Genomic DNA, 26404 nt, shown 5'->3' on the forward strand with positions numbered 1-26404 from the left:
ACTTTCCCAGCAACAGGAGCCGTAACTTCTACTTTTTCGTTGGGTAAAGTTTCAATTTGTCCTGTGGTTTTGATGCCAATATCTAGCCGCTGGCGAGCGGCAGGGGAGACTTTAATTCCTAATCGTTTTGCTGTTTCGGCATCGACAGAAATAGCAGTAGGAGTTTGAGTTGTTTCGCCGCTGTGGTGAAATTCATCTCCGTGTCCCGCGTGTGCCAAAACGACAGCCGGAGAACTTAGCAAAATTAGGCTGAACAAAGTTCCAGAAAAGCTGCTAATAATTGCCGGACATTGAGCATATTTGTGGAATATCATCGTTGGCATTGTCCTTGAAATCAGGTTGAGTGCCACAGGTTTAGCAGTTGGTATTTTGCCAAGATAAGTCAGTCATACCCATTAAGTAAAGTTACTTATTAGCATTTTCCAAGAAGCGACCGCTAAGCAATGAGCAAGAGCTAGAAATGCTCTACTCAACCTAGTATTTCACGGTCAAATGAAATTAGGATGAAATTTCGCATCAGCAGCCCAGGTACCCACCGCCTGCTAAAATACCCATATAAGTTGCGCCTAATGACAAGCGATTGTGCTGTAGATTTTTTTCCGCTTTTTTTATCTCTGCTTGCGCTTCAATTTCGTTTGTCAATGCGCTCACTAGCTCATCTACGGCTGCATTTGATTTATAAGTGGTATTTAATTCCAAGCTATTCAATATCATAAACTACCCTCTCTATCTATATAGCTTTTTGCTGACTTATCTACTACTTTAGAGGTAGGGCTGAGCAATTGTCTACAGTATTCTTACGTAAGTTTCTACTACTTTAGAGGTAGGGTGGCTCAATTATCTACAGTATGTGTAGGTACTCTCAGGAAACTGAGGTGGAGTCAGACAAATTCTGACAGCCACAGTCGAGCTACATTACTTTGTCTACCAAGGTTGTCGCCACTTTTTCATTTGCTCAATTTGTTGTTTTGGTGAAGCAAGTATTTTCGGAACTCTTGAGCTACTGTGATTAATGTCACTCATTTTGGGGATTTATGTCACCTTTTGTTTAGGGTAGCTAAATTACTGTTTGTACCAAGCTTGCCGCCACTGTTTCATTTGCTCAATTTCTTGCTTTTGCGAAGTCAGAATTTCTTGAGACAATTTCTTCATTTCCGGGCGTTTTGACTTCTTCAAAGCATCTTCAGCCATCACTAAAGCTCCTTCGTGGTGAGGAATCATCGCATTGATAAATCGCAAGTCAAATTGGTCGTCAGCGGCCCCTAAATCCATGCTCATCATGCTTTGCATTTGTTCGGGAGTCATTGCCATCATGTGGCCCATTGAAGCGTGATAAGCCATCGGCGTACTGCTGGCTTTGGGATACCAAGCTTTTCGCCACTCTTTCATTTGATTGATTTCGCGGTTTTGAGCAGCAATTATCTCAGTGGCAAGTTTTTTCATTTCCGGGCGTTTGGATTGTTTAAGCACATCTTGAGCCATGTTTACAGCACCTTGATGGTGTACTGTCATGCCATCAATAAACCGCAAATCGTAGTCGGCATCCGCAGGGCCTAAATCCATTGACATATCGTGATTCATGCCATGATTCATGCCATGATTCATGCCACCGCCTTGGGCCACGTTTTGCTTGTTGTTTGCTTCGGTTGCAGCCGTAACATTTGGGGCGGGAGTTTCACTGGAAGGGGCTTTTGAACAAGCTGCAAGCACTCCACTGGTTAAAGCGGCTGTGGCGGTCAACGTCAGCGCTGCAAAGCCTGTTTTCAATGAAATTGATTTCATAGAGCTTATATCCTTAAAACTGCCATTTATTTTCAGTTTTTCATATATAAATGAAATTAGGATGAAATTTTTGCTGCGAACTTGTAAAGAATTATTGCTGTGCCGTCGATCGCACTCAAATTTAAGATTTACAGAACTCACTTGAACCTAATTATGTAGGGTACACAGTGCGCGCCTTACCCCTATGCGTAGGGTGTCAAACCACTTTTTTCATAATTCCTGATTTATTTTGCAATTCCCCTTGACTCTCCAGTTTACTGGAGACTTTACAATGGAGTTAATTCATTGATTGAGCAGAATAGTTTCTGCTGAAGTTCAAATTATGACTTTACAGCTAAAAGTTCCTAAAATGGCTTGTTCTGCTTGTGCGACTACAATCACAAAAGCAGTCCAAGCCATTGACTCAGCCTCAACTGTTGAGGCGGATCTCAAGACAAAATTGGTCACGATTCAAACCGCTAAGTCGGAAAGTGAAGTTAGGAAAGCGATCGCATCGGCGGGCTATCCAACTATTTAAAGACAAAGGGTAAAGTCTCATTGAGGATGGCATATATGGACAATCTCACACTTAAATTGCGGGGCATGAGTTGTGCTTCTTGTGCTTCCTCTATCGAACAAGCAATTCAATCTGTTCCCGGCGTACTTGAGTGTCATGTCAATTTTGGGATGGAACAAGCAACCATCCAATACGACTCCAAGCAAACCAACTTAGAAACAATTCAATCGGCGGTTGATGATGCGGGATACCAAGCTTTGCCACTTCAAGAAATGGCGGCGACAGAGGATGATTCCGAACAAGCCGATCGCAAATCTGAATCTCAAACCTTGCAGCGCAAACTCTGGACAGCAGGCATCATAAGCATCCTGCTAGTTGTGGGCGCTATTCCAGCGATGACCGGCTTGCACCTGCCATTTATTCCCGCATGGCTGCACGATTTTTGGCTGCAATTAGTCCTGACATCACCCGTACAATTTTGGTGTGGCAAATCGTTTTATGTAGGAGCTTGGAAATCTTTCAAACGGCGGGTAGCGACAATGGATACCTTGATTGCCTTGGGAACGAGTGCTGCTTACTTTTATTCTGTATTTGTGACATTTTTTCCCGGTTTCTTGACAGCCCAAGGTTTGACTCCTAGCGTTTACTATGAAGTAGCAGCCAGCGTTATCGCCTTAATTTTGTTGGGGAAAACCCTAGAAAATCGGGCGAAGGGAGAGACTTCCGAAGCCATTCGGAAACTCATGGGTTTGCAAGCAAAAACTGCTCGGATAGTTCGCAACGGGGAAGAGTTGGAAGTGCCGATCGCCCAAGTGGAAATTGGCGATGTCGTGCAGGTGCGGCCGGGAGAGCAAATCCCCGTAGATGGAGATGTTATTGAAGGCTTTTCCACAGTAGACGAAGCAATGGTTACGGGAGAAAGTTTGCCTGTTAAAAAGCAGCTTGGCGACGAAGTTATCGGAGCGACAATCAATAAAACTGGCAGCTTTCAGTTTCGGGCGACAAGAGTTGGTAAAGATACATTTTTAGCTCAAATTGTCAAGATGGTGCAGGATGCACAGGGTTCAAAAGCACCGATTCAAAAGTTAGCAGACCAAGTGACTGGTTGGTTTGTTCCTGTAGTAATTTCCGTCGCTTTAGCTACTTTTATTATCTGGTTTAACACGACGGGAAACTTCACTCTAGCGACCGTGACCATGGTGGGAGTCTTGATTATTGCTTGTCCCTGCGCTTTGGGTTTAGCGACTCCGACTGCTGTGATGGTTGGGACGGGTAAAGGTGCAGAAAACGGAATTTTAATTAAAGGAGCGGAGAGTTTAGAATTGGCTCACAAAATCCAAATTATTGTGTTAGATAAAACAGGAACTCTTACTGAAGGTAAGCCGACTGTAACTGATTTTGTGACAATTAAAGGAACGGAGAATAGCAATGAGTTAAAGTTGCTGCAATTGGCGGCGTCTGTCGAGCACAATTCCGAGCATCCTTTGGGGGAAGCTGTTGTTAGATACGCTCAATCTCAAGAGGTAAATTTGACGGATGTTAAGGATTTTGAGGCGATCGCAGGGAGTGGTGTGCGCGGGGTTGTAGGCGGAAAGTCGATCGCACTGGGAACGCTGAGGTGGATGCAGGAACTAGGCTGCGATACTGAATATCTGGAACTGCGCGGGAGAGCTTTGGAAGCTGCGAGAAAAACGGTTGTTTGGATGGCTGTAGAAGGCAAAATAGAGGCAATTCTGGGCATTGCGGATGCTCTCAAACCATCGTCCGCGCAGGCGGTGAAAGCACTTCAAAAGCTCGGTTTGGAGGTAGCGATGCTGACGGGGGACAACCGCGCGACTGCGGAGTCGATCGCCAAATCCGTGGGCATCACGCGCGTTTTTGCCGAAGTTCGACCCGACCAAAAAGCAGCTCAAATCCAAGCCCTGCAACGGGGAGGAAAAATTGTCGCGATGGTGGGAGACGGGATTAACGATGCACCGGCTTTGGCCTTAGCAGACGTGGGGATTGCGATCGGCACCGGCACCGATGTGGCGATCGCTGCCAGCGACATTACCTTAATTTCAGGCGATTTGCAAGGCATAGTTACAGCAATTAAACTTTCCCGCGCCACCATGCGGAACATACGGGAAAATTTGTTTTTTGCGTTTATTTACAACATCGCTGGAATACCGATCGCGGCGGGCATTTTGTTCCCTATTTTCGGCTGGCTGCTCAATCCAATTATCGCCGGTGCAGCAATGGCTTTCAGTTCAGTCTCTGTAGTTACTAATGCTTTGCGATTGCGGAATTTTAAACCAAAATCTATTGCCTAAATTTGGAGGAATTATAAAAATGTTACAGCCTAGTCAAATTTGGCGAAGTCTCGCGAGTTTAGGACTTGTGATGGGAATGACATCGGGAGTTCAAGCTTCCGAAATGTCCGTCCCGCATTCTACTTCTACGACTCAATTCCGCAGCATTGAACAGCCACTAGGTTTAAAAGTTGGCGTCACAATAGGGGGTTTAACATTAATTGGTTGGGAATTGTGGTGGTTTTTGTTCAGTAAAGCTAAAGGGCGGCAAGCTGAATCTATTCAGGGGATACAAGAGTTGACTATTACTGTAGACGGGGGTTATGAACCTGCCGCTGTAGTTGTGAAATCAGGTCAATTAGTCAGGCTCAATTTCTTGAGGCGCGACCCCAATAGTTGTCTTGAAAAAGTGTTGTTACCTGATTTTCACATTGTGCGAGAATTACCTCTAAATCAGGTAACGGCTGTTGAATTCACCCCTCAAAAACCTGGACGATACCTATTTACTTGTGGCATGAATATGTTTAGGGGTGTGGTGGAAGTACAAAGCTAAATCAAATAGACAGTTGTCAACCTGCGGCAATTTCGACGGTTGAGGCGCGAGTTTTTTCAGCAAGAAATCGCTAAAATAGATGAAAGCTTAAAAAATTTGGAGTGAGCTAAATGCAACTACTACACACGATGCTCCGAGTCGGCAACCTGGAAGAGTCCCTCAAATTTTACACCGAGGTTCTGGGCATGAAATTGCTACGAAAAAAGGACTATCCAGACGGTAAATTTACTCTGGCTTTTGTGGGCTACGGCGACGAATCAGACACTACAGTTTTGGAATTAACATACAACTGGGGCGTCACAGAGTATAATTTGGGGGATGCTTACGGTCATATTGCGATCGGCGTTGACGACATTTACGGTACTTGCGATGAAATTAAAGCTCGCGGCGGTAAAGTTAGTCGCGAACCCGGCCCGATGAAGCACGGTTCAACAGTCATCGCTTTTGTGCAAGACCCAGATGGATATAAAGTTGAATTAATTCAACTGGCAAATCAAGGTAGCAACACCCAGAAAGTAAGTGCGGCAACCGCATCTTAGAGATCGTCCTCCTAGTCCTGGTAGGGTGCGTCAGAAACAAACTTTTTGAGTTAGGTTGAAACTCTTTCTCTGACGCACCCTACTGAGGGGATTTAGGAAGTTTTCAACATTTTTAATGCGATCGCACCGACGGTACAAACTGCTGCAAGTAACTCTTTTGCCACAAAATAGCAAAACTGCTCCCTATTTGACTTAAACTATCAAATTTAGGAATTAATTTAGCTTCTCGGCGCTGGTCTAAAGAAGCGAGCGCCGAAAAGAATACAGCTAATACTAACAAAAATACCACCATCACACTAAAACAAATAGTCCAATAAACTAGAAATTCGCTTTGGTAGCTGACGGTGGATATCGAGTTAATTACTACATCAGATAAATATAAAAGCAGCCCTACTGAAAACCACACCCCGAATAATACCCACGTCCACTTAAACATATCTGTTGCAGTCTTGTTATTTTTGGACACAGAAAGTTCTAACTCTCTAATTTTGCTGTTAATATTTGAGGTGATTTCATACAAAGTATACTGCAAAGCATCTCTGATATAATTAAGTTCATTGTCTAGGTTAATGCACTGCTCGGAGGTGTTTTTGTATAAGCTCAGGTTTGTGAGTTGTTTGCGATGGGCAGCCAGTTTATTGTCGAGGGTGTAATCCCACTTTTCTAGCCGCTCTATAGTCAAATACAAAAGTTCCCTATTAGCATCTAACAAACTCTGGCAATATATGATTGATTTAACTAACTTGCTGAGATTGTTGATATGCTCGTCTAGAGTATTTTGGTATTTATTTTGTTTAGATGACAAGAAACTTGCGAGTTCGACATCCCGATCGCCGCACAGCGACAAAGCCTGACTATACATCTCGTCAATTTCTCTTTTACCTCGATACAGTGACGCTTTGTACTCCTCAATTTCGGGAATAGTCAGACATTCTAAGGGCTGATATCTTACATTAAATTTATATACGATCGCTGTCATAATCTGCGCCGCTTTTCGGTCTAGCTTGTCTTTGTAAGGTTCTAAAATAATAGCAGCTAGATTTTTGACTTTCGCTTCCGGGTGGTGCAGGAACTCAAAAATTTTGGCAAGTATTTTGGACAATTCCCAGTCATTAAAATTATTTTCGGCAACTTCCAAAAAATTTGTTACCGCTGCATCGTTTTCGACCCTCAATTTGTACGGACCCGTAACTGCGATCGCAGCAAATACTCGCTCGATCCAAAATAGATATTCTTCGCAATCCATTGACAGGCTCGGCAGCAGCCAATTCGGGCCGTACACCCAAAAATCGAGACAATTCTCATATTCCTTACTGCTGTCGCCCAAAGCAAATTTGTTGCTTGTTAACACTTTAATTTGCTCTTCTACAACCCGCCGCTCAATTTCCTCTGCATTGATTGTGATATTGACAGCACCTTCCTTGCCTTGCCCTGCTTCATCCAAACAAATTGACTTAATACTAACAGCCGCAGACCAGCGAATTAAAGGAGTCGATCCCCCTCGCGCTTCCACTTCTAACGCCGCCAGCAGATTTTTGCTAAAACCAGTGGCTCTAGCCGCTCTCTCACTTGATATCAGCCCCTCTCGCATCTTCCCAAAGGCCTGAATTGCCAAAGCGCGAAACAGCAAAGTCGGATGTGGTTTTCTGAGCGATTCCGGTATATTGGCCCTTAATATTCCGCTGTTCTGTACGCCCAAAACTTCAGCAAAAGGCTCGATCCCGCAATGTTGCAAAATTCGTTCAACTGTGTTTACTCTTTGCCAAGGTTGAGTATATTTAGTGAGAGCGATGATTAGCGCTGTACCACTGCATTCCATTGGCTCAGGGATGCTAGGGCGATCGAGTTTCCACATATTGCTCGTCATAATTTGTCCCCAGGACAATTACTAGATATGGACGCCGTTGTTTGATGCTAAATTCAGCATTACATTTACTGCTGCTTTTTGTCAATATTAGTCCTGGAGGCATAGGGAGTTATAAACCCGGTTTTACGGGTAAATTTCTCCTGACTAAACCCAGATTTTTTTGATAAACCGGGTTGAGCAATGCTAATGTGCGTCCCGAACTTAATATATAATTTTCCAGTAACCGGTGAAATGTCCAAATTTTAGGTTGGGTCAGGAAACAAAACCTATTATAGTCATTTGTTTGTGGGAATTTTTAAGATTTTGTCGCTCACCATTTGATCGACGATTAAGTCGCTAATAATTTGAGCGCCGTGGGAGGTAAAGTGCAAGCCATCATTATTTTTTACATAGCCTCGCTTCCCCGATTTATTAGCAACTACAGGTACAAATTTCCCGGCTTTTCCAAAAGTTTCCCACGTCGAAATATATTCAATTTTTGATGAAGATTTGCTGGCATTTTTATAAATATCGTTCATGACGGGAAAAGCTTGGAGATACGAAGATTTGTTAGGGATCGATTGACCGACCCAATACACTTTTCTCACCGATGACGCATCAAGTAAATTGGCATATCTTTCAACTCTTTCTTGATAAGCTTTTTGCCATTCTTTGGTCATAACAGCCCGACCTTTTCCTTGAGAATCAATGATATTTTGACGGTCATTTGCTCCAAACAAAACAATCACTACATCCGGCTGGTAATTATTAATAATTTGGCGAGTTCTAGCATACCAGTCATAATAATCTATCCGATTTAATCCAGTCGATACTTTGTAGTCAATTTTAGTATCGGCGATATTGTATTTTTTCTTAAGAGTGTACTGGAGTTGAATTCCTAAGTCGAACATTACGGAATCTCCAATAAATAAAAATTTGCGATAAGGTCGGGTTAGTTTTGGTTTAGCTGGGGTTGGTTTTTTAGCTGGGGTTGGTTTTTTAGCATTAGCAGGCTTTGGGGGTTCAACGGCCGCTTTTGTTTCGGTTTGGACAGGAGGAATTTCTGGTTCTTTGGGGAGGTTATCGAAGTTAATATCTTTAATTTTGCTCCAAAAATCTTGTTCGGATTTTCTGAAACCGTCTATTTCTATTTGGCGCGCGGCTTGTTTAATTTCTGCACTGGCGAAAGGAGTTGAAGCAAAGCTTTTCAGAAATAATGATAAGTTTGAAAATATTAAAGTGAGAATGACAGAAGTAACAATTAGCAAAAATTCCCGGTCTTTCATATTTCTTAGAAATTAAAGTAAATAAAAGGCGGAAGGGTACTCGGCCCCAACATCAAAATAGTATACACGAGCAGCGAAACTAAGACCACTCGAAAGAAAATGTTTTTTAATGACAATACTGTTTGCAATAGTTTCGAGATGCGATCGCCCCACAAGTTGAGCGCGCCGATGACTGCAATTACTAAATACAATTGCCAAAAGTTAAATTGAAAAGTTGCGACGGCAGGATGGACAATTCCTTCAAAAAAACTCACCGCAGTTTCCCAATTGGGAGTGCCAAAAAATACCCAGCTACAAGTAACAAAAGTAAATGTTAGCAGCCAACTGCAAAATTTAGCAAATCGGGGAAACGCATAGTCTAATTTAAAGTGTATAGCTTGGGGGATATCTTTACATAAATGGTTGACAATTAATCCTAAACCGTGAATTGCGCCCCAGAAAATAAAGTTTAAACCTGCGCCGTGCCAAAATCCACCGATCGCCATTGTCATCAGTAAATTTACGTACTTCCTCAACTTGCCGTATTTGTTGCCGCCCAAGGAAAAGTATAGGTAATCCCTCAGCCACTCGGAAAGACTGATGTGCCACCTTTTCCAAAATTCTTGCAGACTGAGCGATCGGTATGGCATATTAAAGTTGGCAATCGGTTTGAAACCCAGCAAACAGGAGATGCCGTTGGCTAAATCTGAATAGCCGCTGAAATCTACGTAAATTAAACAGGAATAGGAAATTGCCGCCAGGATTAAATCGATGCTGCTGTACTGCTGGGGGACTTTGAATGGCAAGTCAGTGAAGTTAAACAAAAAGCTCGATAAAGTATATTTTTTAAACAGTCCAGACAAAATCAAAACTATAACTTCTTCAATTTGATAGTCGTATTTTTTCCGTGAATTTAGCTGCAAATAAAATTCGCGAGATCGCGAGATTGGCCCAGAGGCAATTTGCGGAAAGTAGGTAATGTAGGCGGCATAGTCTATAAATTTTGGACAGGGTATTTTTTGCTGGTAGCAGTCGATTAAATGAGAAATCATTCTAAAAGTGTAGAAAGACACGCCGACGGGGGCGATTATTTGCAAAACTGGAAAGCTGGCTGGAATTTGTAGCTGGTTCAGTATCTCAAATAAAGAAGTTACAAAGAAGTTGCAATATTTAAAGATGCCGAGATAGGCAATGTTGAAAACTAAGCCGGAGATTAAAGCAATTTTTTTATACTTATTGTTGCAGAGAACGCGGAGAATGATATAGTTAGAGGCTGTAGAGAAAATGAGGAGCAAGAGAAAGTCGAAACTCCAAAATGAATAAAATAATAAACTTGAAATTAACAAGACAATTTTATACAAATTGACTTGGGGTTTCACAGAGACTATCGCGCTAAAAATAATTAGAAAAAAAAATAGAAATTGGTAAGTGGGAAATAGCATAAGTCTCAGCCGATAAAAAATCTTGTTTCTGGCAATATTTTTATAAGTACGACCAGCGAAACTATCCCGAAGGGAATCGCCAGAGTCGGTCTGACCTCACCAAATTTCGGGGTGGATTGCGGACTGTAAGCTTTTGTAAGAGGCCAATTATGCCACAACTTCCGCCCTAGTTAACCGCACTCATAAATTCATAATCCTGTTTAAAGATTATGATGGTTGTGAGACGATGTATTAACGGATAACAACAGGAATCCCCTTGATTGCGAGGAACCAACGTGCAGCCAACAGACCCTAGCAAATTTACAGATCAAGCCTGGGAAGCCATTGTCAAATCCCAGGATGTCGCCCGCCGCTTTGCCAATCAGCAGCTAGAGGTTGAACATTTAGCCATCGCCCTTCTCGAACAGCAAGGTCAGGCCAACAGCATTCTCAGCAAAGCTGGAGTCGATGCCCCCCGCTTGGCCCAGCAGTTAGATGCTTTTGCCAAACGACAGCCCAGAGTTGCCAACGCTGACCAACTATACCTCGGTCGCGGCTTAGAAGTTATGTTAGATGTTGCCGAGGCCACCAGGGCGACTTGGCAAGATAATTTTATCGCCGTTGAACATTTATTAATTGGCTTAGTAGAAGACGAACGAGTCGGTCGCAGGTTGCTGACAAAAGGCGACGGCCCGCCGGGCCGCCCCGGTTACGATCGCAAACCCCCAGCCGGTACGATCGATCGACCAAAACTCGAAGAAGCAATCAAATCTTTCCGCGCCACTGCTAAAGCCCAAGAAAAAAATTCCGAAACGAAAGGCAGCCGCAGCAGCGCTAAAGCCCAAGATCAAGATGGCGAAGCTAACTCCGACGCCCTCAGCAAGTACGGCCGCGATTTGACAGAAGCCGCCAAAGCCGGCAAACTCGACCCAGTAATCGGCCGCGACGAGGAGATCCGCCGCGTGGTACAAGTTCTTTCCCGCCGGCAAAAAAACAATCCGGTGTTAATTGGCGATCCCGGAGTCGGAAAAACTGCGATCGCCGAAGGTTTAGCCCAGCGAATTGTCAACGGCGACGTACCGGAATCTTTGAAAAATCGCCAGCTATTTAGCCTCGACATGGGCAGTTTAATTGCTGGGGCAAAATTCCGGGGCGAATTTGAAGAACGATTGCGGTCTGTTCTGCGGGAAGTCATCGATTCCGACGGGCAAATTGTCCTATTTATTGACGAATTGCACACTGTTGTCGGCACCGGCGGCGGTGGCAGTTCCGGTTCGGGAATGGATGCCGGAAATTTGTTAAAACCCATGTTAGCCAGAGGCGAACTGCGCTGCATCGGCGCTACAACTCTCGACGAATTCCGCAAGAATATTGAAAAAGATCCTGCACTAGAACGCAGATTTCAACAAGTATTTGTCGGCGAGCCCAGCGTTGAAGATACTGTTTCGATTTTGCGCGGATTGAAAGACCGTTACGAACGCCACCACGGGGTAAAAATTACTGATTCGGCCCTGGTAGCTGCTGCAACTCTGTCTTTCCGCTATATTTCCGATCGATTTTTGCCGGACAAGGCGATCGACCTGGTAGATGAAGCGGCCGCCCACTTGAAAATGGAGATTACCTCTAAACCTGTGGAATTGGAAGGCATCGACCGCCGGGTGATGCAGTTGGAAATGGAAAAATTGTCGATCGAAGGCGAAGGAAAAGGTGCTCTCGCCCCTGGGCTCGGCTTCCGCGTCGAACGCATCACATCTGAGATTGACATCTTAAAAGTCAAGCAGGAAAAATTGTCCTCTCAGTGGTTGGGCGAAAAGCAGTTGTTGGATGCAATCAATAAATTGAAAGCAGAAGAAGACCAACTGCGAGTGCAAATCGAACAGGCAGAAAGGGCTTACGATTTGAATAAAGCCGCACAGTTAAAGTACGGCAAGTTGGAAACTGCGGTGCGCGATCGCGAAGCGAAAGAAGCGGAACTTTTGAAACAGCAAGCTCAAGGTTCTTCCCTGCTGCGGGAAAAAGTTACTGAGGGCGACATTGCGGAAATTGTCGCTAAATGGACGGGCATTCCGGTTAACCGATTGTTAGAATCCGAACGCCAAAAATTGCTGCAATTGGAAAAACACTTGCACCAAAAAGTCATCGGTCAAGAGGAAGCTGTAACAGCCGTGGCGGCGGCAATTCGGCGCGCTAGGGCGGGCATGAAAGACCCTGGAAGGCCGATCGGCTCTTTCTTGTTTATGGGCCCGACAGGCGTCGGCAAAACTGAGTTAGCGAGGGCGTTGGCGGAGTTTTTGTTTGACAGCGATGATGCGATCGTCCGCATCGATATGTCGGAATACATGGAGAAGCACAGCGTTTCCCGGTTGGTAGGAGCTCCTCCCGGATATGTCGGTTACGATGAAGGGGGACAACTTTCCGAAGCAGTGCGGAGACATCCTTATTCGGTAGTGCTGTTTGACGAAGTGGAAAAAGCGCACCCGGATGTATTTAACATTTTGCTGCAAGTGTTGGATGACGGCAGAATTACCGATTCTCAAGGTCGAGTGGTTGACTTTAGAAATACCGTAATTGTGATGACTAGCAATATCGGCAGCGACCACATTTTAGACGTGTTTACTAAGAAGGAAAAAACCGTCAAAAAACCTGCGAGTCGGAAGCAGGAAACGAAAGATTTGTCAAGTCAAAAGACAGATTATAAAGTGGCTGCCGATGGTACTGTTGAGGTGTCGGCCCAGCGAGTCGATGTTGATACTGTAACTAAGAGTGAAAACAAGACTGAAAACAAGAGCGAAAATGAAAATTTATTGACTCAAGAACGGGAGACAGACCAAGAGTACGAACAGATGTTAAAACGGGTAATGACAGCCCTGCGATCGCACTTTCGGCCCGAATTTCTCAATCGGGTGGACGAGATAATTTTGTTCCACACTTTGAGCAAGGTGGAACTGCGGCAAATAGTCAGCATTCAAGTGAAGCGGATCGAGCGTTTGTTGGCAGAGCAAAAAATCACTTTGGAACTGTCTGATGCGGCGAAAAACCATATCACAGATGTCGGTTACGACCCGGTTTACGGCGCTCGTCCCTTGAAACGCGCCATCCAGCGGGAGCTGGAAAACCCGCTGGCAAACAAGATTCTGGAAAATGCGTTTGTGGAGGGCGATACAATTGCGATCGACTGCGAAAATAACACTTTGCAATTTCGCAAAAAAGATTCTCGCCCAGCGCTGACAGGTAACAGTTTGTAGTTGCCGAATAGTTTGGAACAGGCAAGATGCCTGTTCCACAAACAATCAATTTTCTTGTGGAACAGGCATCCTGCCTGTTATTAAAAATGGTGAAATATGTCAAGAATTAGAGATGGTGCGGCTACCATAGGCATCCAGGCTGTAGGCTGGAACCCGAACGCTGTAATCCATCTCTGTTGCCGTGATTGCTACAGCCAATTTTTCAAAAGATTCATCGTTCCAATTCCGCTCGTGGATGGGCTTTGACTGTTCCCCGAGGAAATATGCTTGAGTGCCAATTACTGAGGCCGCGACCCAACCGACGATTAAAAGAGCGATTACAATAGCCATATTTGCTTTTTCCTTAACTTTTGTTGCTTTATGTAAACTAATGTAACAAAAATTAGTAATAAACGTCAAGGTACTGTACTGTCGTGGCAACCGCCCGGCAGGTAGTAAATACCGCACCTAATCCTGAGTCTGGAGGGTGCGCTTAGTGTCAACAAGGGCTCGATCCCCCCTAGCCCCCCTTAATAAAGGGGAGGACAAGAGTGTTCTCAAAGTCCCATCAAGGGGGAGCTAGACTGGGCTACCAGGGTGAGATTCAGGCTTAAGTTGACACGCCTTGGTAGGGTGTGCACCGCGGACCGGTCTTTCGGGTGTGCACCGCGCATATGTATCGGAATTGTGAACCGTATCCGAAATAGCAAAACAGCTTGTTGAGATTTTATAGTTAAGAAATTATAAGTTTTGCGTTAATAAATTACGATTAAAAGTCTGCCGCTGGCATGAGGAATAGCTGCTAAATTATGAGTTATGATTTATCGGTTTGGATGGGAACTAACAAATCCCAATTACCAAATTTTAAGTACAAATTACCAATTACCAATCATCGCTACAAATCATGCCAAACTCAATGTTAAATGACGACCCCTTGTGGTTCAAAGACGCAATTATTTACGAAGTACCAGTTCGGGCTTTTGCCGACAGCAATGCAGACGGCATCGGCGACTTTAGAGGACTGACAGAAAAACTGGATTACCTGCAAAACTTGGGAGTAACAGCAATTTGGGTACTGCCATTTTTTCCCTCGCCGCTCCGAGACGACGGCTACGATACATCTCACTATACTACCGTCAACCCGATTTACGGCACATTAGAGGATTTTAAAGACCTTTTAGAAGCAGCGCACCAGCGGGGAATTCGAGTCATTATTGAGTTAATTGTCAACCACACTTCTGACCAGCACGCTTGGTTTCAGCGAGCGCGCCGCGCCCCGAAAGGCAGTAACGAAAGAGATTTTTATGTGTGGAGCGACACGCCGGAAAAATATCAAGATGCTAGAATTATTTTCCAAGATTTTGAAACATCTAATTGGGCTTGGGATGCGGTAGCAAAAGCTTATTACTGGCACCGTTTTTATTCCCACCAACCCGATTTGAATTACGACAATCCCGCCGTGCGCCAAGCCATCTTAGATGTGGTAGATTTCTGGTTGGCACTGGGAGTAGACGGACTGCGGATGGATGCGGTGCCTTACCTGTACGAGCGGGAAGGTACTAACTGCGAAAACCTGCCAGAAACTCACCAATTCCTGAAGCAATTGCGGCAGCACGTAGATGAGAAATTCCCGAACCGGATGCTGCTGGCTGAGGCGAATCAGTGGCCGGAGGATGCGGTTGAATATTACGCTGCTGGCGATGAATGTCACATGAACTTTCATTTTCCGCTGATGCCGCGTTTATTTATGGCTTTGTACATGGAAGATAGCTTTCCAATTAGCGATATTCTCCAGCAAACTCCGCAGATTCCCAATAACTGTCAGTGGGCTTTATTTTTGCGGAATCACGATGAATTGACGCTGGAAATGGTCAGCGATGAAGACCGAGATTATATGTATCGGGTTTACGCTCAAGATACTCAGGCGAGAATTAATTTGGGCATCCGCCGCCGCTTGGCTCCTTTGATGGGAAATAACCGCCGCCGTATCGAGTTGATGAATGCTTTGCTGCTGTCTCTTCCGGGTACGCCGGTGCTTTACTACGGCGATGAAATTGGCATGGGAGACAATATCTATTTGGGCGATCGCAATGGGGTGAGAACTCCGATGCAGTGGAGTGGCGATCGCAATGCCGGTTTCAGCCGTGCTAACCCGCAGCGGCTTTACGCACCGCCAATTGTTGACCCTGAATATCACTACGAATCTGTTAACGTGGACGCGCAGCGGGCGAATCCGAGTTCTCTTTGGTGGTGGATGAAACGCCTGATTGCAATTAGGCAGCGCTTCCAAGCATTCGGCCGCGGAACTTGCGAGTTTCTATACCCGGAAAACCGCAAAGTTTTAGCTTTTGTACGCACTTATCAAGACGAACACATCCTCGTAGTGGCTAATTTGTCGCGCTTCGTCCAGACGGCAGAATTAGACCTTGCGCCCTTTAAAGGTGCTGTTCCGGTGGAGATTTTCGGCCGCACGGAGTTTCCTGCTGTTGGCGAAGATCCTTACTTTTTGTGCTTGAGTCCTCACACGTTTTACTGGTTTACTCTTACTGTTAAACATGAAGATTTGGCCCTGCACGGTGTTCCCACAGACTTGCCTACTTTGGCGGTGATAGGCAATTGGAAAACTGCTTTTGCTACAAGTCAGTTAAGCGATATGCTGCTTAATATTTTGCCGGGATACCTGCGGCGCCATCGCTGGTTTAGCGGTACAGCTCGGACAATTCAATCATTAGAAATAAGTGAGATTGTACCGATTGAATGTAAAGATAGTGCGGGGGAGCAATCTCAAGTTTACATTCTGTTTTTGCAGTTGAATTATACTGAAGGTATGCCGGAAACTTACGTTTTGCCTTTAGGTTGGGAAGAGATTAAAGGCGATGTGGACGATCGAGCGATCGCGCGCCTCCACTTCCCAGAAACCAACAAGGAAGTCGGCGTACTATTTGACGCTGCCGGGGACAAAGGTTTTCTGAGCGCGCTGCTAGGGGCGATCGCCACTTCTCGCAGTTACAGAGGTGCTGCAGGTCAACTGCTAGGAATTGCCGACAGCGCATTCAGCTCCGAACAAGATTTATCGCAGCTCGACCCTCACCTGTTCAAAAAAGAACAAAGCAATACATCCGCAGGTTACGGCGACCGCTTCGTCCTGAAAATATTGCGAAAAGTCGAGGAAGGAATCAACCCCGAATTAGAAATCGGACGCTTTTTAACCCATCTCAACTCGATTCAACACTACGCTCCAATTGCCGGAGCATTGGAATATCACACACCAGGAAAACAAGTCCTTACCGTCGGAATACTGCAAAAATTAATCCCCGACAGCATAGACGCTTGGTCTTATACATTAGACACACTGCGCGACTATTTCGAGCAAGTAATGACCGTAGAAGCAAAGCATTCCGGCGAGAATTTATCTACTGCCCCCGAAAATTATTTACCGAGCGCTTTGACCGGACAAATGCCGCGAAACTCAAACTCGCTAGTAGCGGATTTATCCCTAGAAATTCCTGCATTAGCTCGCGAACTCATCGGCTCTTACTTAGCATCAGCCGAACTTTTAGGTCAGCGGACAGCCGAACTTCACCTCGCTTTAGCTGGTGACACAGAAAATCCCGCTTTTGCCCCAGAAAGCTTCACCTCTTTTTACCAGCGTTCCATCTATCAACACATGAGAAATCTGGCAGGAAGAACTTTGCTGGATCTGAAAAAACGGATGTCCAAACTGCCGCCCGAAATACAAAAATCGGCGCAAAAGCTGCTCAACCGCGAAGATTTGCTCATGGAACGTTTCAAGTCTATTTTGAACTTGAGAATCACGACCGATAGAATTCGCTGTCACGGAGACTTTCATTTCGGGCAAGTTCTTTATACAGGCAAAGACTTCGTAATTATTGATTTCGGAGGAGAACGCGATCGACCATTAAACGAGCGGCGGATGAAGAGGTCGCCCCTGCGAGATGTTGCGGGAATGCTGCAATCTATAAGTTACGCTGTTACTTTGGCACTCCGCAATGAAGTAGAAAGTGGCATGATTCGCCCTGAAAATCTTCCGGAGATGCAGCAGTGGGCGAACGTTTGGCACCGCTGGGTCAGCCTAACTTTTGTTAAGAGCTATTTGGCAACAGCAGCCGATGCAGATTTCTTGCCCAAATCTATACCGGAACTACAAGTTTTGCTGGATGCTTACATTTTGGAAAAAGCGGTTGGCGAGCTAGCCTACGAACTTAATTACCGCTTGGATTGGGCGCACATTCCGCTTCAGCGGATTGTAGAATTGCTGAATTTATAAGGGCGGGTTTATCTATACTCGTTAGGGTGCGTGACTTTCTAGCCACTCAAGTGGCAGCGAGATGCTGGAAAGTCACGCACCTTACATGATACGAAATCTGCTTGAACAACCATTTCCAGCGGCGAATATTAGGTAAGAGTCACAACTGATTCACGTATCTTTGCGATCGCTTTGATAATTTCTTGTCGATTCTTACCTAATTGTATCCATTTTGGAAGTCGACAGAACAGATTCTGATTCGACCAGCCATAAATTTCATGAGGTTTTCGTTCCCTCAACTTTGCCCGAACAAAAGCCTCAATAAATTCTAAATGTCGAAGATTGTAAGCCCAAAGCGTCTTACCGCAACAGGAAGTTTGAAGCCACAGAGGATAGTGGAAGTAGTTATCCTGTGCCTTACTATACCAGCTTTCAATATTCTGTTCAGACCAATCTTTTGAGGAACCACAAGTTGTACAGGAAAATCTCCGAGGAGCAAAGCTATCGACCTTATCAGGATCTATACAACGCACGATCGCACATGAACCACAAAAAGGGCATCTCACCAGAAATTCATTCTGGAATGAGTAGATGTCTTCACGAGTATCTTTAAATCGCTCCATACTTACGATTTTAAATAAAGAGATGTTTGATATAAAACTTGTTCTTGATGCGTTAACAACGTGCAGTCAGAAAGCGGGTAAGCCACACAAGTAACAGCGTAGCCAGCTTGTAATTCTGACGGCTTCAAAAACTTTTGTTCGCTTTGGTCGATTTCACCGCTCAGCAGTTTGACAACGCAAGCAGAACACTCTCCTTGCTTGCATCCGTTCGGCAAGCGGATACCGGCATCTTCTGCCATATCTAAGATATACTGGTCGTCTGGTACTGCGATCGTGCGATCGAGCGCGAGAGCCTCATTCACCAACCGAACTTGATAAACAGCCATTTCCACCTCTTATATTTGGATTGCTTGTATTCAACCAAAATAGATGATTACAACTTACAGAAAAAATCAAAATGTAGGGTGCGGACGGAGGATATGCCGCTATACATGATAGCTAAAAAACCCAGTATTTTCAAAACACCGGGTTTTTGACAAACCACAACCTCGATCGCGATACTAGACAAGTGCTTCTTGATAATCGAGATTTTCATCTAGATAAATAGCCCGAATATCCTCCGGCAAATTTGATTCTAAAGTTTGATATCCTTTTTGCAGCAAAGCCTTTACCTGAGCAGGCGAAATAGCTTCGCCTTCTGCTTGCAAATAAGCTGCTATTCGAGTTTCGCTCCAGCGGAAAGTCTGAGCCATCAACACCACTAAACGCGGCAGCGGCGCTAACAATTCCAAGGCTTGTTTGACGTAACACCACAGGGGAGGCGGAGCCGATTGCAAAGAATAGTGAATCGACTCAACAGGGGGCAATTGGGCTTGATTTATGCAAACTGCGGTGACATTAATCAGCCAGTTTTGGAGACTGAGATTTTCGCCATCAGACTCTTGGGTTTCGCGGCGCAAATCGAGGCCTCGGAGTTCGTGATAGATGTGCAGCCAAGTGTGGGCAAACAGGTAATCGCCTTGTACGGGCGATCGCACGGAATGGCGAATCAGGGAGTGTACAATTTGAGCGTAGCGACAAAAAATCGCCGTGAAGAAGCGACCCTGATCGGGATGGTTTTGAAACAGAGTCAATAATTCCTGGTCGCTGTGATGGAACAGGGATTTGACCACAGGATGGTTGAGTTCTGAAAAATTAGGTGTTTGCACAATTGTTATGGAAAGGTTTGGAGAATAAATGCGGGTGCAGCCCGATTCTACAACACGATATACATTTGATGCAAGTGTTTAAAAAATATGTTGATAATAAAGTCAAATTAATTATATAATTAAGTTGTAGGTGACGGTGAATAAACCTCAATTAGTAGATCGAATTTTATTTTTTCACCGTCACCTACAAAGGTTGTTTAAATGGTAAATTATTTGTATGTCTAGCATTAATACTGGTATCGAATGGACTGACAGAACGTGGAATCCAACGACGGGCTGCGATAAAGTCAGTCCGGGCTGCACGCATTGTTATGCCGAAGCATTAACAAAAAGGTTTCACACTAATTTTCCTAACGGTTTTGATTTAACACTGCATCGCGAGCGGCTGCAAGAACCCAAACGCTGGCGAAAACCGAGCCGCATTTTCGTGAATTCGATGAGCGATTTATTTCACGAAGAAGTTCCTTTTTCATTCCTTCAAGAAGTTTTTGAAGTGATTCGAGAAACTCCTTGGCACGTATATCAAATTCTGACCAAAAGACACGAACGCCTTCGCGAACTAGCAGATAAATTAGACTGGCATGACAACATTTGGATGGGAGTTTCTGTGGAAAATCAAAAGTACGTTGACAGGATTGATTGTTTGCGAAAAGTACCTGCCAAGGTCAGATTTCTCTCGTGCGAACCGCTTTTAGGTGCTTTGGATATTGATTTAAAAGGCATTCATTGGGTAATAGTTGGGGGAGAATCTGGACAAAAACACCGTCCCATGCAAGCAGAATGGGTTGAGAGTATTCAACAGCAGTGTGAGGAGGCTGAAGTAGCGTTTTTCTTCAAGCAATGGGGAGGTAGAACACCTAAAGCTGGTGGGCGACTTCTGGATGATAAAATTTGGGATGAGATGCCGGAAGCATGGGATAAACATCAAAGGCAATTTAATGGCTACACTTCCAGGATGAGTCGTAACTCAAATAAAGTAGTAGCACCTACTTTGGTAAAAATGTAACTGTCACCTTCTCTCCAAATGTAATTTCTCCTTTGTACTTCCTTCGTTTACTGGCAGGTGGATCTGCTATTATTTTACCTTGTTGTTCGAGTTTCTTAAGAGCTTCTTTGTAATTTTTACTAATGTAGCGCTTGCCAACATGATGCTGATTGTAAATTTGTTCCATAGTCATCGTCTGAGCGGCAAATTCATCCAACAACAAATTTTCAAGCTCATCCAGAGGACGGTAAAGCTCATATAAGAGGGGATATCTAGGTGGAGCGGGATTGTATTCAAAAGAAGAAACACCTTGTTTAGCGCTAGAGCTTTCTCCAGCCATGATTTCTTTCATGATTGAATAACCCAAAACATTTTTTGATACAAAAATTAAATGATGGGTAGTCCGATTACCGCCTTCATTTTTAAAGCAAAATGGGAGTACATATGAGCCACCTATTTCTTTCAAAGCCTGAGAGATAGCCTCCACAATTATTAACTCTCGCTCCTCTGGTTGCTTCGATTCAAGCTGTCCCCTAAGATTGTCGGCTCGTTCTTTGCCGAAGAGAGAATTCATGTGCTTCTCTACGGCTGTATTATGCAATCCCATGTTGATCCGGTTGTAGTTAAAGAAAAATATACAATCACAACCCCAATCTTTGATGACCGATCCAATTAGCGCAAGTGACAAGCCTTTATAACCCCAAGGGTCGATAAAGAATAGTGTAGGAATCTTAGTGATTTGTTTAATTGCTTGAACAATTTCTTCTCCAACCTCCTTATTTAAAAGTATTGGCTTATGGGTTAACCTGCCTATATCTGGGATGGATTCTATAGCCTGCTGGAGAGACTGAGTATTATTTGAGTCCTTATCATTAAACAACGTTACTAGCATTTGTGACATATCTGGCTCGGCAATAGCACGTTCCAAGATAAGTAATGGAGTAGACTTAGAACCGTTTTTATAGCGACCGGGCCCAGAGAACAAATCAATATAGGCAATTTTATTACTCCATTTCTTTGCTGTGGGTATAATTACCTTTGCCCAGGCCCAAAAGTATTTAGCAACTATTTCTGATTTTACTAAAGAATTATCTCTGGACTCATCAAAGAAAGAACTGTCAGCCATCACAGTCACCTCTACACTTTAGTTAATTTTACTGTGGCTAAACAATAGTACCATAACCTCCGCCCCCAGGAGTCTCAATGACAAACACCTCCCCCGGCTGCATTTCCACACTCGCCGTACTCCCCAATTCCTCAACTTTACCCTCAACCTTTTCAACATAATTCCGCCCAACTTTCCCCGCTTCCCCCCCATTCAAACCGCAAGGAGAAATTACCCGCCGCCCCGATAAAATTCCCGCCGTCATCGCCTCCCGAAACCGCACTCGCCGCACCACTCCATTACCGCCGCGATGATATCCATTCCCCCCGCTATTAGCTCGAATTGCAAAACTTTCTAACAACACTGGGAACCGCCATTCTAATACTTCGGGATCGGTTAAACGCGAATTAGTCATGTGAGTTTGAACCGCATCCGTACCATCAAAACTTGCACCCGCACCCGCACCGCCGCAAATAGTTTCATAATATTGATAGCGCTGATTTCCAAAGGTAAAATTATTCATAGTTCCCTGAGAAGCAGCCATCACTCCCAAAGCACAATACAAAGCATCGGTAATATTCTGCGATGTTTCCACATTTCCGGCAACTACCGCCGCTGGATAGCGAGGATTCAGCATACAGCCTTCGGGATTGATGATTTCGAGAGGTTTCAAACAGCCCGCATTTAGAGGAATATCGTCATCTACCAAGGTGCGGAAAACATACAAAACAGCCGCTTTGCACACGGCTGCGGGAGCATTAAAATTGTTGGATTGTTGAGCAGAAGTGCCAGTAAAATCTATTTTTGCACTGCGCGCAGATTTGTCAATTGTAATCGCTACCTTAATTTGTCCGCCACTATCCATCGGATAAGTAAACTCGCCATCTTGCAAAACATCAATTACCCGCCGCACTGACTCCTCAGCATTGTCTTGCACAAAGCCCATATAAGCTTGCACAGTCTCTAATCCATAATGTTCTACCATCTTGAGAAGTTCTTCTGCGCCGCGCTTGTTAGCAGCAATTTGTGCTTGCAAATCGGCTATGTTTTGAGCGGAATTGCGAACAAAAAAATTCCCCGCTGTCAGAAGTTCTAGTAATTCTTTTTCTCGAAAATTGCCCTCGCTTACTAACAATAAATTGTCAAGCAATACACCTTCTTCAGTTACTGTTGTACTGTTAGGAGGCATGGAACCGGGAGTAATGCCGCCGATGTCAGCGTGGTGTCCCCGCGAGGCAACATAAAACAAAGGAAGGGAGGAATCACCATCAAATACTGGAGTAATAACGGTGATATCTGGTAAATGTGTGCCGCCGTTGTAGGGGTTGTTAGAAACATAAACATCGCCGGGTTGAAGCGCATTGCCTTGTGCTAAAATTAAAGCTTCCACGCTTTCGCTCATCGAACCCAGATGTACGGGAATGTGCGGCGCGTTGGCAACTAATTTCCCGTTTTTGTCGAAAATTGCACAGGAAAAGTCGAGACGTTCTTTGATGTTGACTGAGGAACTTGTGTTTTGCAATGTGACGCCCATTTGTTCCGCGATCGCCCGAAACAAATTATTAAAAATTTCCAGCAAAACCGGATCGGACTTAACCGCAGATAAACGCGAATGAACGCGGATATTATCTGCGTCCATCTGCGTGCATCTGCGGTTCAAAATTAAATCATTATTTTCGGTGATTTCCCCTTCCCAGCCCGGTTCTATGATATTAGTTCCCGTAGCTTCAACAATCATAGCAGGGCCTTCTATGCAGTCGCCCGATCGCAAATCATCTCTCTGATAAACAGGCGTTGCCCGCCACCCGCCAGCAACATAGGTTTGCACAGTTGAAATTGGTTGCACAGGCAAAATGCCCGTGCCACCAGAGGGGGAAATTGTCGATGCTTCCGGCACATCCATTCTTTCTACAACTTCCACCGAAACCGCTTCCACAATCAGCGGTTTTTCGGGCATAATAAAACTGTAACGCTGTCGGTGGGCAGCTTCAAATTCAGCCTGCATAACCTCAATAGTGTCAGCAAAATCAACCGCCAAAACAGAGTCACTTCCCTGATATTTTAAGCGCAGCTTCCTAACAACTAAAACCTCAGGCTCATTCTCTGTGTTCTCTGCGCCTCTGCGGTTCAATTCCCTCTTCCCCTCAGCCTCCAATTGGGTTAAAATATAATGCAAATCAGCTAATAATTCTGCATTTAATAGTTGCTCGATCGCCCTTTCGCGAATAGCCCGCACATCAGCCAAACCCATACCGTAAGCCGACAATACACCCGCATAAGGGTGAATAAATACCCGTTTCATCCCCAAAGCATCGGCGATCGCACAAGCGTGTTGGCCGCCCGCACCGCCGAAACAGCACAATGTATACTCCGAAACATCGTAACCGCGCTGAAGCGAGATTTTTTTGACAGCATTTGCCATCTTTTCCACGGCGATCACCAAAAAACCCTCCGCCACCTGTTCCGCCGTCCTCTCGCCCCTAATTTCCCCCGCTAGTTCCCCAAATTTTTGCTTTACTACGTCAGGGGCGATCGGCAAATCTCCATTCAATCCAAATACTTTCGGGAAAAAATCCGGTTGAATTTTCCCCAACATCACATTGCAATCAGTCACCGTCAAGGGGCCGCCTTTGCGGTAGCAAGCGGGCCCAGGATTGGCCCCTGCAGACTCCGGCCCGACGCGGTAGCGAGCCCCGCCAAAAAAGACAATTGAACCGCCGCCGGCTGCTACAGTGTGAATTGCCATCACGGGCGATCGCAATCTCACCCCAGCAATTTCCGTCTCAAATTCGCGTTCGTATTCGCCGTTAAAATGGGCAACATCTGTGGAAGTTCCGCCCATATCAAAGGTAATAATTTTATCAAAACCTGCCTTTTTGCTGGTTTGAACTGCACCGACAATTCCCCCAGCAGGCCCGGATAAAATACTATTTTTTCCTTGAAATTGTGCGGCGTCCACTAAGCCGCCGTTCGATTGCATAAACATTAATTTAGAGGACGGTGCCCCGGTGCCCGCCCCAACAGCCTCGTTCCCAGGCTGTGCCTGGGAACCCATATCCAGAGGCTCTGCCTCTCTTAATTGACTGGTTACTTGTTCGACATAACGCCGCAAAATCGGAGATAAATAAGCATCGACAACCGCAGTATCTCCCCGCGAAACTAATTTCATCAGCGGGCTAACTTCGTGAGATACTGAAATTTGAGTAAAGCCAATTTTTTTCGCTATTTTAGCAACTTTTTTTTCGTGTTCCGAGTAGCGGTAGCCGTGCATGAATACGATCGCACAACTGCGAATTCCCTCATCGTATGCTTGCTGCAAAGACGGGATAAACTCGGGATTGACAGCAGTTAACTCCTCACCTTGAGCGCTGTAGCGTTCCGCAACTTCAATAACTCGATCGTACAGCATCTGGGGCAAAACAATGTGACGCGCGAAAATATTCGGGCGGTTTTGATAGCCAATTCTCAGCGCATCGCTGAAACCTTTAGTAATTAACAGAATTGTGCGATCGCCCTTTCGTTCCAGCAAAGCATTTGTCGCCACCGTCGTCCCCATTTTAATCGCTTCAATTTGTGCAGCGGGTATGGGGACATCTGCGGCAATTCCCAAAATGTCGCGAATTCCTTGCACTGCTGCGTCTGTGTAGCGTTCCGGGTTTTCCGACAGCAATTTGTGAATGACTAATTTACCGTCGGGGCTGTTGGCGACAATATCGGTAAAAGTGCCACCGCGATCGATCCAAAATTGCCAGCGAGTGCGATCGGGATAAGTAGGACTCATATCTCTTTTTTTTGATATTTTTGCTTGATTAATTTACAATTATTGACCCAATTTCTGTTCGAGTCAATTCATAAAATTCATAACTTTGGCTCATAAAAGTCATAATTTCTGGTCGCTCAAACTAGCGGGCGCTCGATGGTGTTAATTATAGATGTCGAATGCCCTGGACTAACCCCTGACAAACACCAGCCAGAAAATCCAAATCCACAGTCTCAATCCTATCGCTTTCTCGATGATAATGCGGATTTCGCATATTAGCAGTATCAGTCACCATAATAGCCGGATAACCATTATCCCAAAAAGGAACATGATCGCTGCGGCGAGTATCCGGCACAATTAAACCTCGATTCGGCACCGGCAGCCACTCGCAGGGCTGACCAGATTTGCGAATTTTGCCGCTCAAATTAATCAAATCGGGAACCGTCCGCAAATTGCCAATTAAAGCAATAAAATTGCCACTATTTGGATAAAAATATTTCAAGCCAGCGGGATAGCTTTGAGAATTAGGATTGTGGTTGCAATAACCCAACATTTCTAAAGAAATCATTAACCGGATTGACTCTTGCTGTTGCTTGTATTTAGCTGCATGATGACTGCTTCCTAAACAACCGTATTCTTCCATATCGAAGGCGACTAATTGCACTGGATATTTGAGCGGCCCAGATGCGATATCCCTTGCGAGTTCCAGCAAAACAGCAACACCAGTAGCATTATCATCGGCCCCAGGCGATCCGGGTACAGTATCGTAATGAGCACCAATTACGATCGGCGGCAACCGCTTATTAATCTGCTTTTCAAGACCCAGATTGTCTTGCTTCCCCCCCGAAGCTTGGGGTGATTCTTCTTGCTTCCCCCCCGAAGCTTGGGGAGGACTGAGGGGGGGTAAATCCAAAATTAAATTCTGATGAATTCGGCCGCGAACCGAAAAATCGTCAATTTCTACAGTTCCCCACTGTGCCAACTGTTCGCGGATGTATTGCTGAGCATAAAAATGCCCTTCGGATGCGAGGTATGGGTTGCGATCGCGTACAATTTGAATCAGATGGCTGTGCAAGCGTTCTTGGAGATTCATGCGATC

Annotated in this window: 18 protein-coding genes and 1 pseudogene; 7 read left to right on the top strand and 12 right to left on the bottom strand. The window is 44.9% G+C overall.

The window, feature by feature from the left end:
- The 3 genes and pseudogenes from QUA23_RS17515 to QUA23_RS17525 form a co-directional block, all read right to left on the bottom strand.
- Positions 1 to 314: pseudogene (locus tag QUA23_RS17515) on the bottom strand (efflux RND transporter periplasmic adaptor subunit); the annotation flags it as partial.
- 202 nt (positions 315 to 516) lie between these two features.
- Positions 517 to 714, bottom strand: coding sequence for a hypothetical protein (locus tag QUA23_RS17520; protein ID WP_333072952.1), 198 nt, complete (start codon positions 712 to 714; stop codon positions 517 to 519).
- 348 nt (positions 715 to 1062) lie between these two features.
- On the bottom strand, positions 1063 to 1782 hold the full coding sequence (locus QUA23_RS17525) for a DUF305 domain-containing protein (protein WP_333072951.1): 720 nt from the start codon (positions 1780 to 1782) through the stop codon (positions 1063 to 1065).
- Between the two features lie 322 nt (positions 1783 to 2104).
- Between QUA23_RS17525 and QUA23_RS17530 the strand changes: the two genes are divergently transcribed.
- The 4 genes from QUA23_RS17530 (at position 2105) to gloA (ending at position 5661) form a co-directional block, all read left to right on the top strand.
- Positions 2105 to 2299 (top strand): heavy-metal-associated domain-containing protein, encoded by a 195-nt coding sequence (locus QUA23_RS17530; protein ID WP_333072949.1) that lies wholly within the window; start codon positions 2105 to 2107, stop codon positions 2297 to 2299.
- Positions 2300 to 2334: 35 nt separating this feature from the next.
- Positions 2335 to 4590, top strand: a complete 2256-nt coding sequence (locus QUA23_RS17535; protein WP_333072948.1) for a heavy metal translocating P-type ATPase — start codon at positions 2335 to 2337, stop codon at positions 4588 to 4590.
- A gap of 19 nt (positions 4591 to 4609) precedes the next feature.
- Positions 4610 to 5122: a cupredoxin domain-containing protein gene (locus tag QUA23_RS17540; RefSeq protein WP_333072947.1), complete on the top strand. Its 513-nt coding sequence runs from the start codon at positions 4610 to 4612 to the stop codon at positions 5120 to 5122.
- A gap of 110 nt (positions 5123 to 5232) precedes the next feature.
- Positions 5233 to 5661 carry a lactoylglutathione lyase gene (gene gloA / locus QUA23_RS17545; RefSeq protein ID WP_333072946.1) on the top strand — a complete coding sequence of 143 codons (429 nt, stop codon included), beginning with the start codon at positions 5233 to 5235 and terminating at the stop codon, positions 5659 to 5661.
- A 112-nt stretch (positions 5662 to 5773) separates the two neighbouring features.
- On the opposite strand, the gene QUA23_RS17550 is transcribed toward gloA, so the two are convergent.
- The 3 genes from QUA23_RS17550 to QUA23_RS17560 form a co-directional block, all read right to left on the bottom strand.
- The gene (locus QUA23_RS17550; RefSeq protein WP_333072945.1) at positions 5774 to 7528 is read right to left on the bottom strand and encodes a hypothetical protein; all 1755 of its coding nucleotides are present in this window, start codon (positions 7526 to 7528) and stop codon (positions 5774 to 5776) included.
- Positions 7529 to 7803: 275 nt separating this feature from the next.
- The gene (locus tag QUA23_RS17555) at positions 7804 to 8793 is read right to left on the bottom strand and encodes a DUF459 domain-containing protein (RefSeq protein ID WP_333072944.1); all 990 of its coding nucleotides are present in this window, start codon (positions 8791 to 8793) and stop codon (positions 7804 to 7806) included.
- A 5-nt stretch (positions 8794 to 8798) separates the two neighbouring features.
- Positions 8799 to 10151, bottom strand: a complete 1353-nt coding sequence (locus tag QUA23_RS17560) for an MBOAT family O-acyltransferase (RefSeq protein WP_333072943.1) — start codon at positions 10149 to 10151, stop codon at positions 8799 to 8801.
- Between the two features lie 338 nt (positions 10152 to 10489).
- Between QUA23_RS17560 and QUA23_RS17565 the strand changes: the two genes are divergently transcribed.
- Positions 10490 to 13438 carry an AAA family ATPase gene (locus tag QUA23_RS17565; RefSeq protein WP_333073151.1) on the top strand — a complete coding sequence of 983 codons (2949 nt, stop codon included), beginning with the start codon at positions 10490 to 10492 and terminating at the stop codon, positions 13436 to 13438.
- Between the two features lie 99 nt (positions 13439 to 13537).
- Here QUA23_RS17565 and QUA23_RS17570 read toward each other — a convergent pair whose 3' ends face one another.
- Positions 13538 to 13768, bottom strand: coding sequence for a photosystem II protein, Psb35-related (locus tag QUA23_RS17570; protein WP_333072942.1), 231 nt, complete (start codon positions 13766 to 13768; stop codon positions 13538 to 13540).
- A gap of 553 nt (positions 13769 to 14321) precedes the next feature.
- Between QUA23_RS17570 and treS the strand changes: the two genes are divergently transcribed.
- Positions 14322 to 17705, top strand: a complete 3384-nt coding sequence (gene treS / locus QUA23_RS17575; RefSeq protein ID WP_333093778.1) for a maltose alpha-D-glucosyltransferase — start codon at positions 14322 to 14324, stop codon at positions 17703 to 17705.
- Between the two features lie 604 nt (positions 17706 to 18309).
- Here the strand turns inward: treS and QUA23_RS17580 are convergent.
- Together QUA23_RS17580 and QUA23_RS17585 are read right to left on the bottom strand one after the other, a co-directional pair.
- Entirely contained in the window at positions 18310 to 18633 is a 324-nt protein-coding gene (locus tag QUA23_RS17580; RefSeq protein ID WP_333072940.1) for a 2Fe-2S iron-sulfur cluster-binding protein, read from the bottom strand.
- A gap of 174 nt (positions 18634 to 18807) precedes the next feature.
- Complete coding sequence (locus QUA23_RS17585; RefSeq protein ID WP_333072939.1) at positions 18808 to 19455, bottom strand: sigma-70 family RNA polymerase sigma factor; 648 nt, start codon at positions 19453 to 19455, stop codon at positions 18808 to 18810.
- A gap of 217 nt (positions 19456 to 19672) precedes the next feature.
- On the opposite strand from QUA23_RS17585, the gene QUA23_RS17590 reads away from it, so the two are divergent.
- Complete coding sequence (locus QUA23_RS17590; protein ID WP_333072938.1) at positions 19673 to 20461, top strand: phage Gp37/Gp68 family protein; 789 nt, start codon at positions 19673 to 19675, stop codon at positions 20459 to 20461.
- Here QUA23_RS17590 and QUA23_RS17595 read toward each other — a convergent pair.
- The 3 genes from QUA23_RS17595 to QUA23_RS17605 all read right to left on the bottom strand — a co-directional run bounded on the left by QUA23_RS17595 (position 20442) and on the right by QUA23_RS17605 (position 26398).
- Positions 20442 to 21566, bottom strand: a complete 1125-nt coding sequence (locus QUA23_RS17595; RefSeq protein ID WP_333072937.1) for a three-Cys-motif partner protein TcmP — start codon at positions 21564 to 21566, stop codon at positions 20442 to 20444. The two genes, QUA23_RS17590 and QUA23_RS17595, sit on opposite strands and share 20 nt — an antisense overlap.
- 37 nt (positions 21567 to 21603) lie before the next feature.
- Positions 21604 to 25326 carry a hydantoinase B/oxoprolinase family protein gene (locus QUA23_RS17600; RefSeq protein WP_333072936.1) on the bottom strand — a complete coding sequence of 1241 codons (3723 nt, stop codon included), beginning with the start codon at positions 25324 to 25326 and terminating at the stop codon, positions 21604 to 21606.
- 145 nt (positions 25327 to 25471) lie between these two features.
- Positions 25472 to 26398, bottom strand: a complete 927-nt coding sequence (locus tag QUA23_RS17605; protein ID WP_333072934.1) for a M28 family peptidase — start codon at positions 26396 to 26398, stop codon at positions 25472 to 25474.
- Positions 26399 to 26404: the final 6 nt, after the last annotated feature.

It is taken from the genome of Microcoleus sp. Pol1C5 (assembly GCF_036701115.1).
In the GTDB taxonomy this organism is placed as follows: domain Bacteria; phylum Cyanobacteriota; class Cyanobacteriia; order Cyanobacteriales; family Microcoleaceae; genus Microcoleus.

Excerpts from the sequence above, each read along its gene's own strand:
- QUA23_RS17605 (WP_333072934.1), bottom strand. The coding sequence starts at position 26,398 with ATGAATCTCCAAGAACGCTTGCACAGCCATCTGATTCAAATTGTACGC.
- QUA23_RS17555 (WP_333072944.1), bottom strand. The coding sequence starts at position 8,793 with ATGAAAGACCGGGAATTTTTGCTAATTGTTACTTCTGTCATTCTCACT.
- QUA23_RS17540 (WP_333072947.1), top strand. The coding sequence starts at position 4,610 with ATGTTACAGCCTAGTCAAATTTGGCGAAGTCTCGCGAGTTTAGGACTT.
- QUA23_RS17590 (WP_333072938.1), top strand. The coding sequence starts at position 19,673 with ATGTCTAGCATTAATACTGGTATCGAATGGACTGACAGAACGTGGAAT.
- QUA23_RS17600 (WP_333072936.1), bottom strand. The coding sequence starts at position 25,326 with ATGAGTCCTACTTATCCCGATCGCACTCGCTGGCAATTTTGGATCGAT.
- QUA23_RS17520 (WP_333072952.1), bottom strand. The coding sequence starts at position 714 with ATGATATTGAATAGCTTGGAATTAAATACCACTTATAAATCAAATGCA.
- QUA23_RS17535 (WP_333072948.1), top strand. The coding sequence starts at position 2,335 with ATGGACAATCTCACACTTAAATTGCGGGGCATGAGTTGTGCTTCTTGT.
- QUA23_RS17595 (WP_333072937.1), bottom strand. The coding sequence starts at position 21,566 with ATGGCTGACAGTTCTTTCTTTGATGAGTCCAGAGATAATTCTTTAGTA.
- QUA23_RS17570 (WP_333072942.1), bottom strand. The coding sequence starts at position 13,768 with ATGGCTATTGTAATCGCTCTTTTAATCGTCGGTTGGGTCGCGGCCTCA.
- QUA23_RS17550 (WP_333072945.1), bottom strand. The coding sequence starts at position 7,528 with ATGACGAGCAATATGTGGAAACTCGATCGCCCTAGCATCCCTGAGCCA.
- gloA (WP_333072946.1), top strand. The coding sequence starts at position 5,233 with ATGCAACTACTACACACGATGCTCCGAGTCGGCAACCTGGAAGAGTCC.
- treS (WP_333093778.1), top strand. The coding sequence starts at position 14,322 with ATGCCAAACTCAATGTTAAATGACGACCCCTTGTGGTTCAAAGACGCA.
- QUA23_RS17580 (WP_333072940.1), bottom strand. The coding sequence starts at position 18,633 with ATGGCTGTTTATCAAGTTCGGTTGGTGAATGAGGCTCTCGCGCTCGAT.
- QUA23_RS17525 (WP_333072951.1), bottom strand. The coding sequence starts at position 1,782 with ATGAAATCAATTTCATTGAAAACAGGCTTTGCAGCGCTGACGTTGACC.
- QUA23_RS17530 (WP_333072949.1), top strand. The coding sequence starts at position 2,105 with ATGACTTTACAGCTAAAAGTTCCTAAAATGGCTTGTTCTGCTTGTGCG.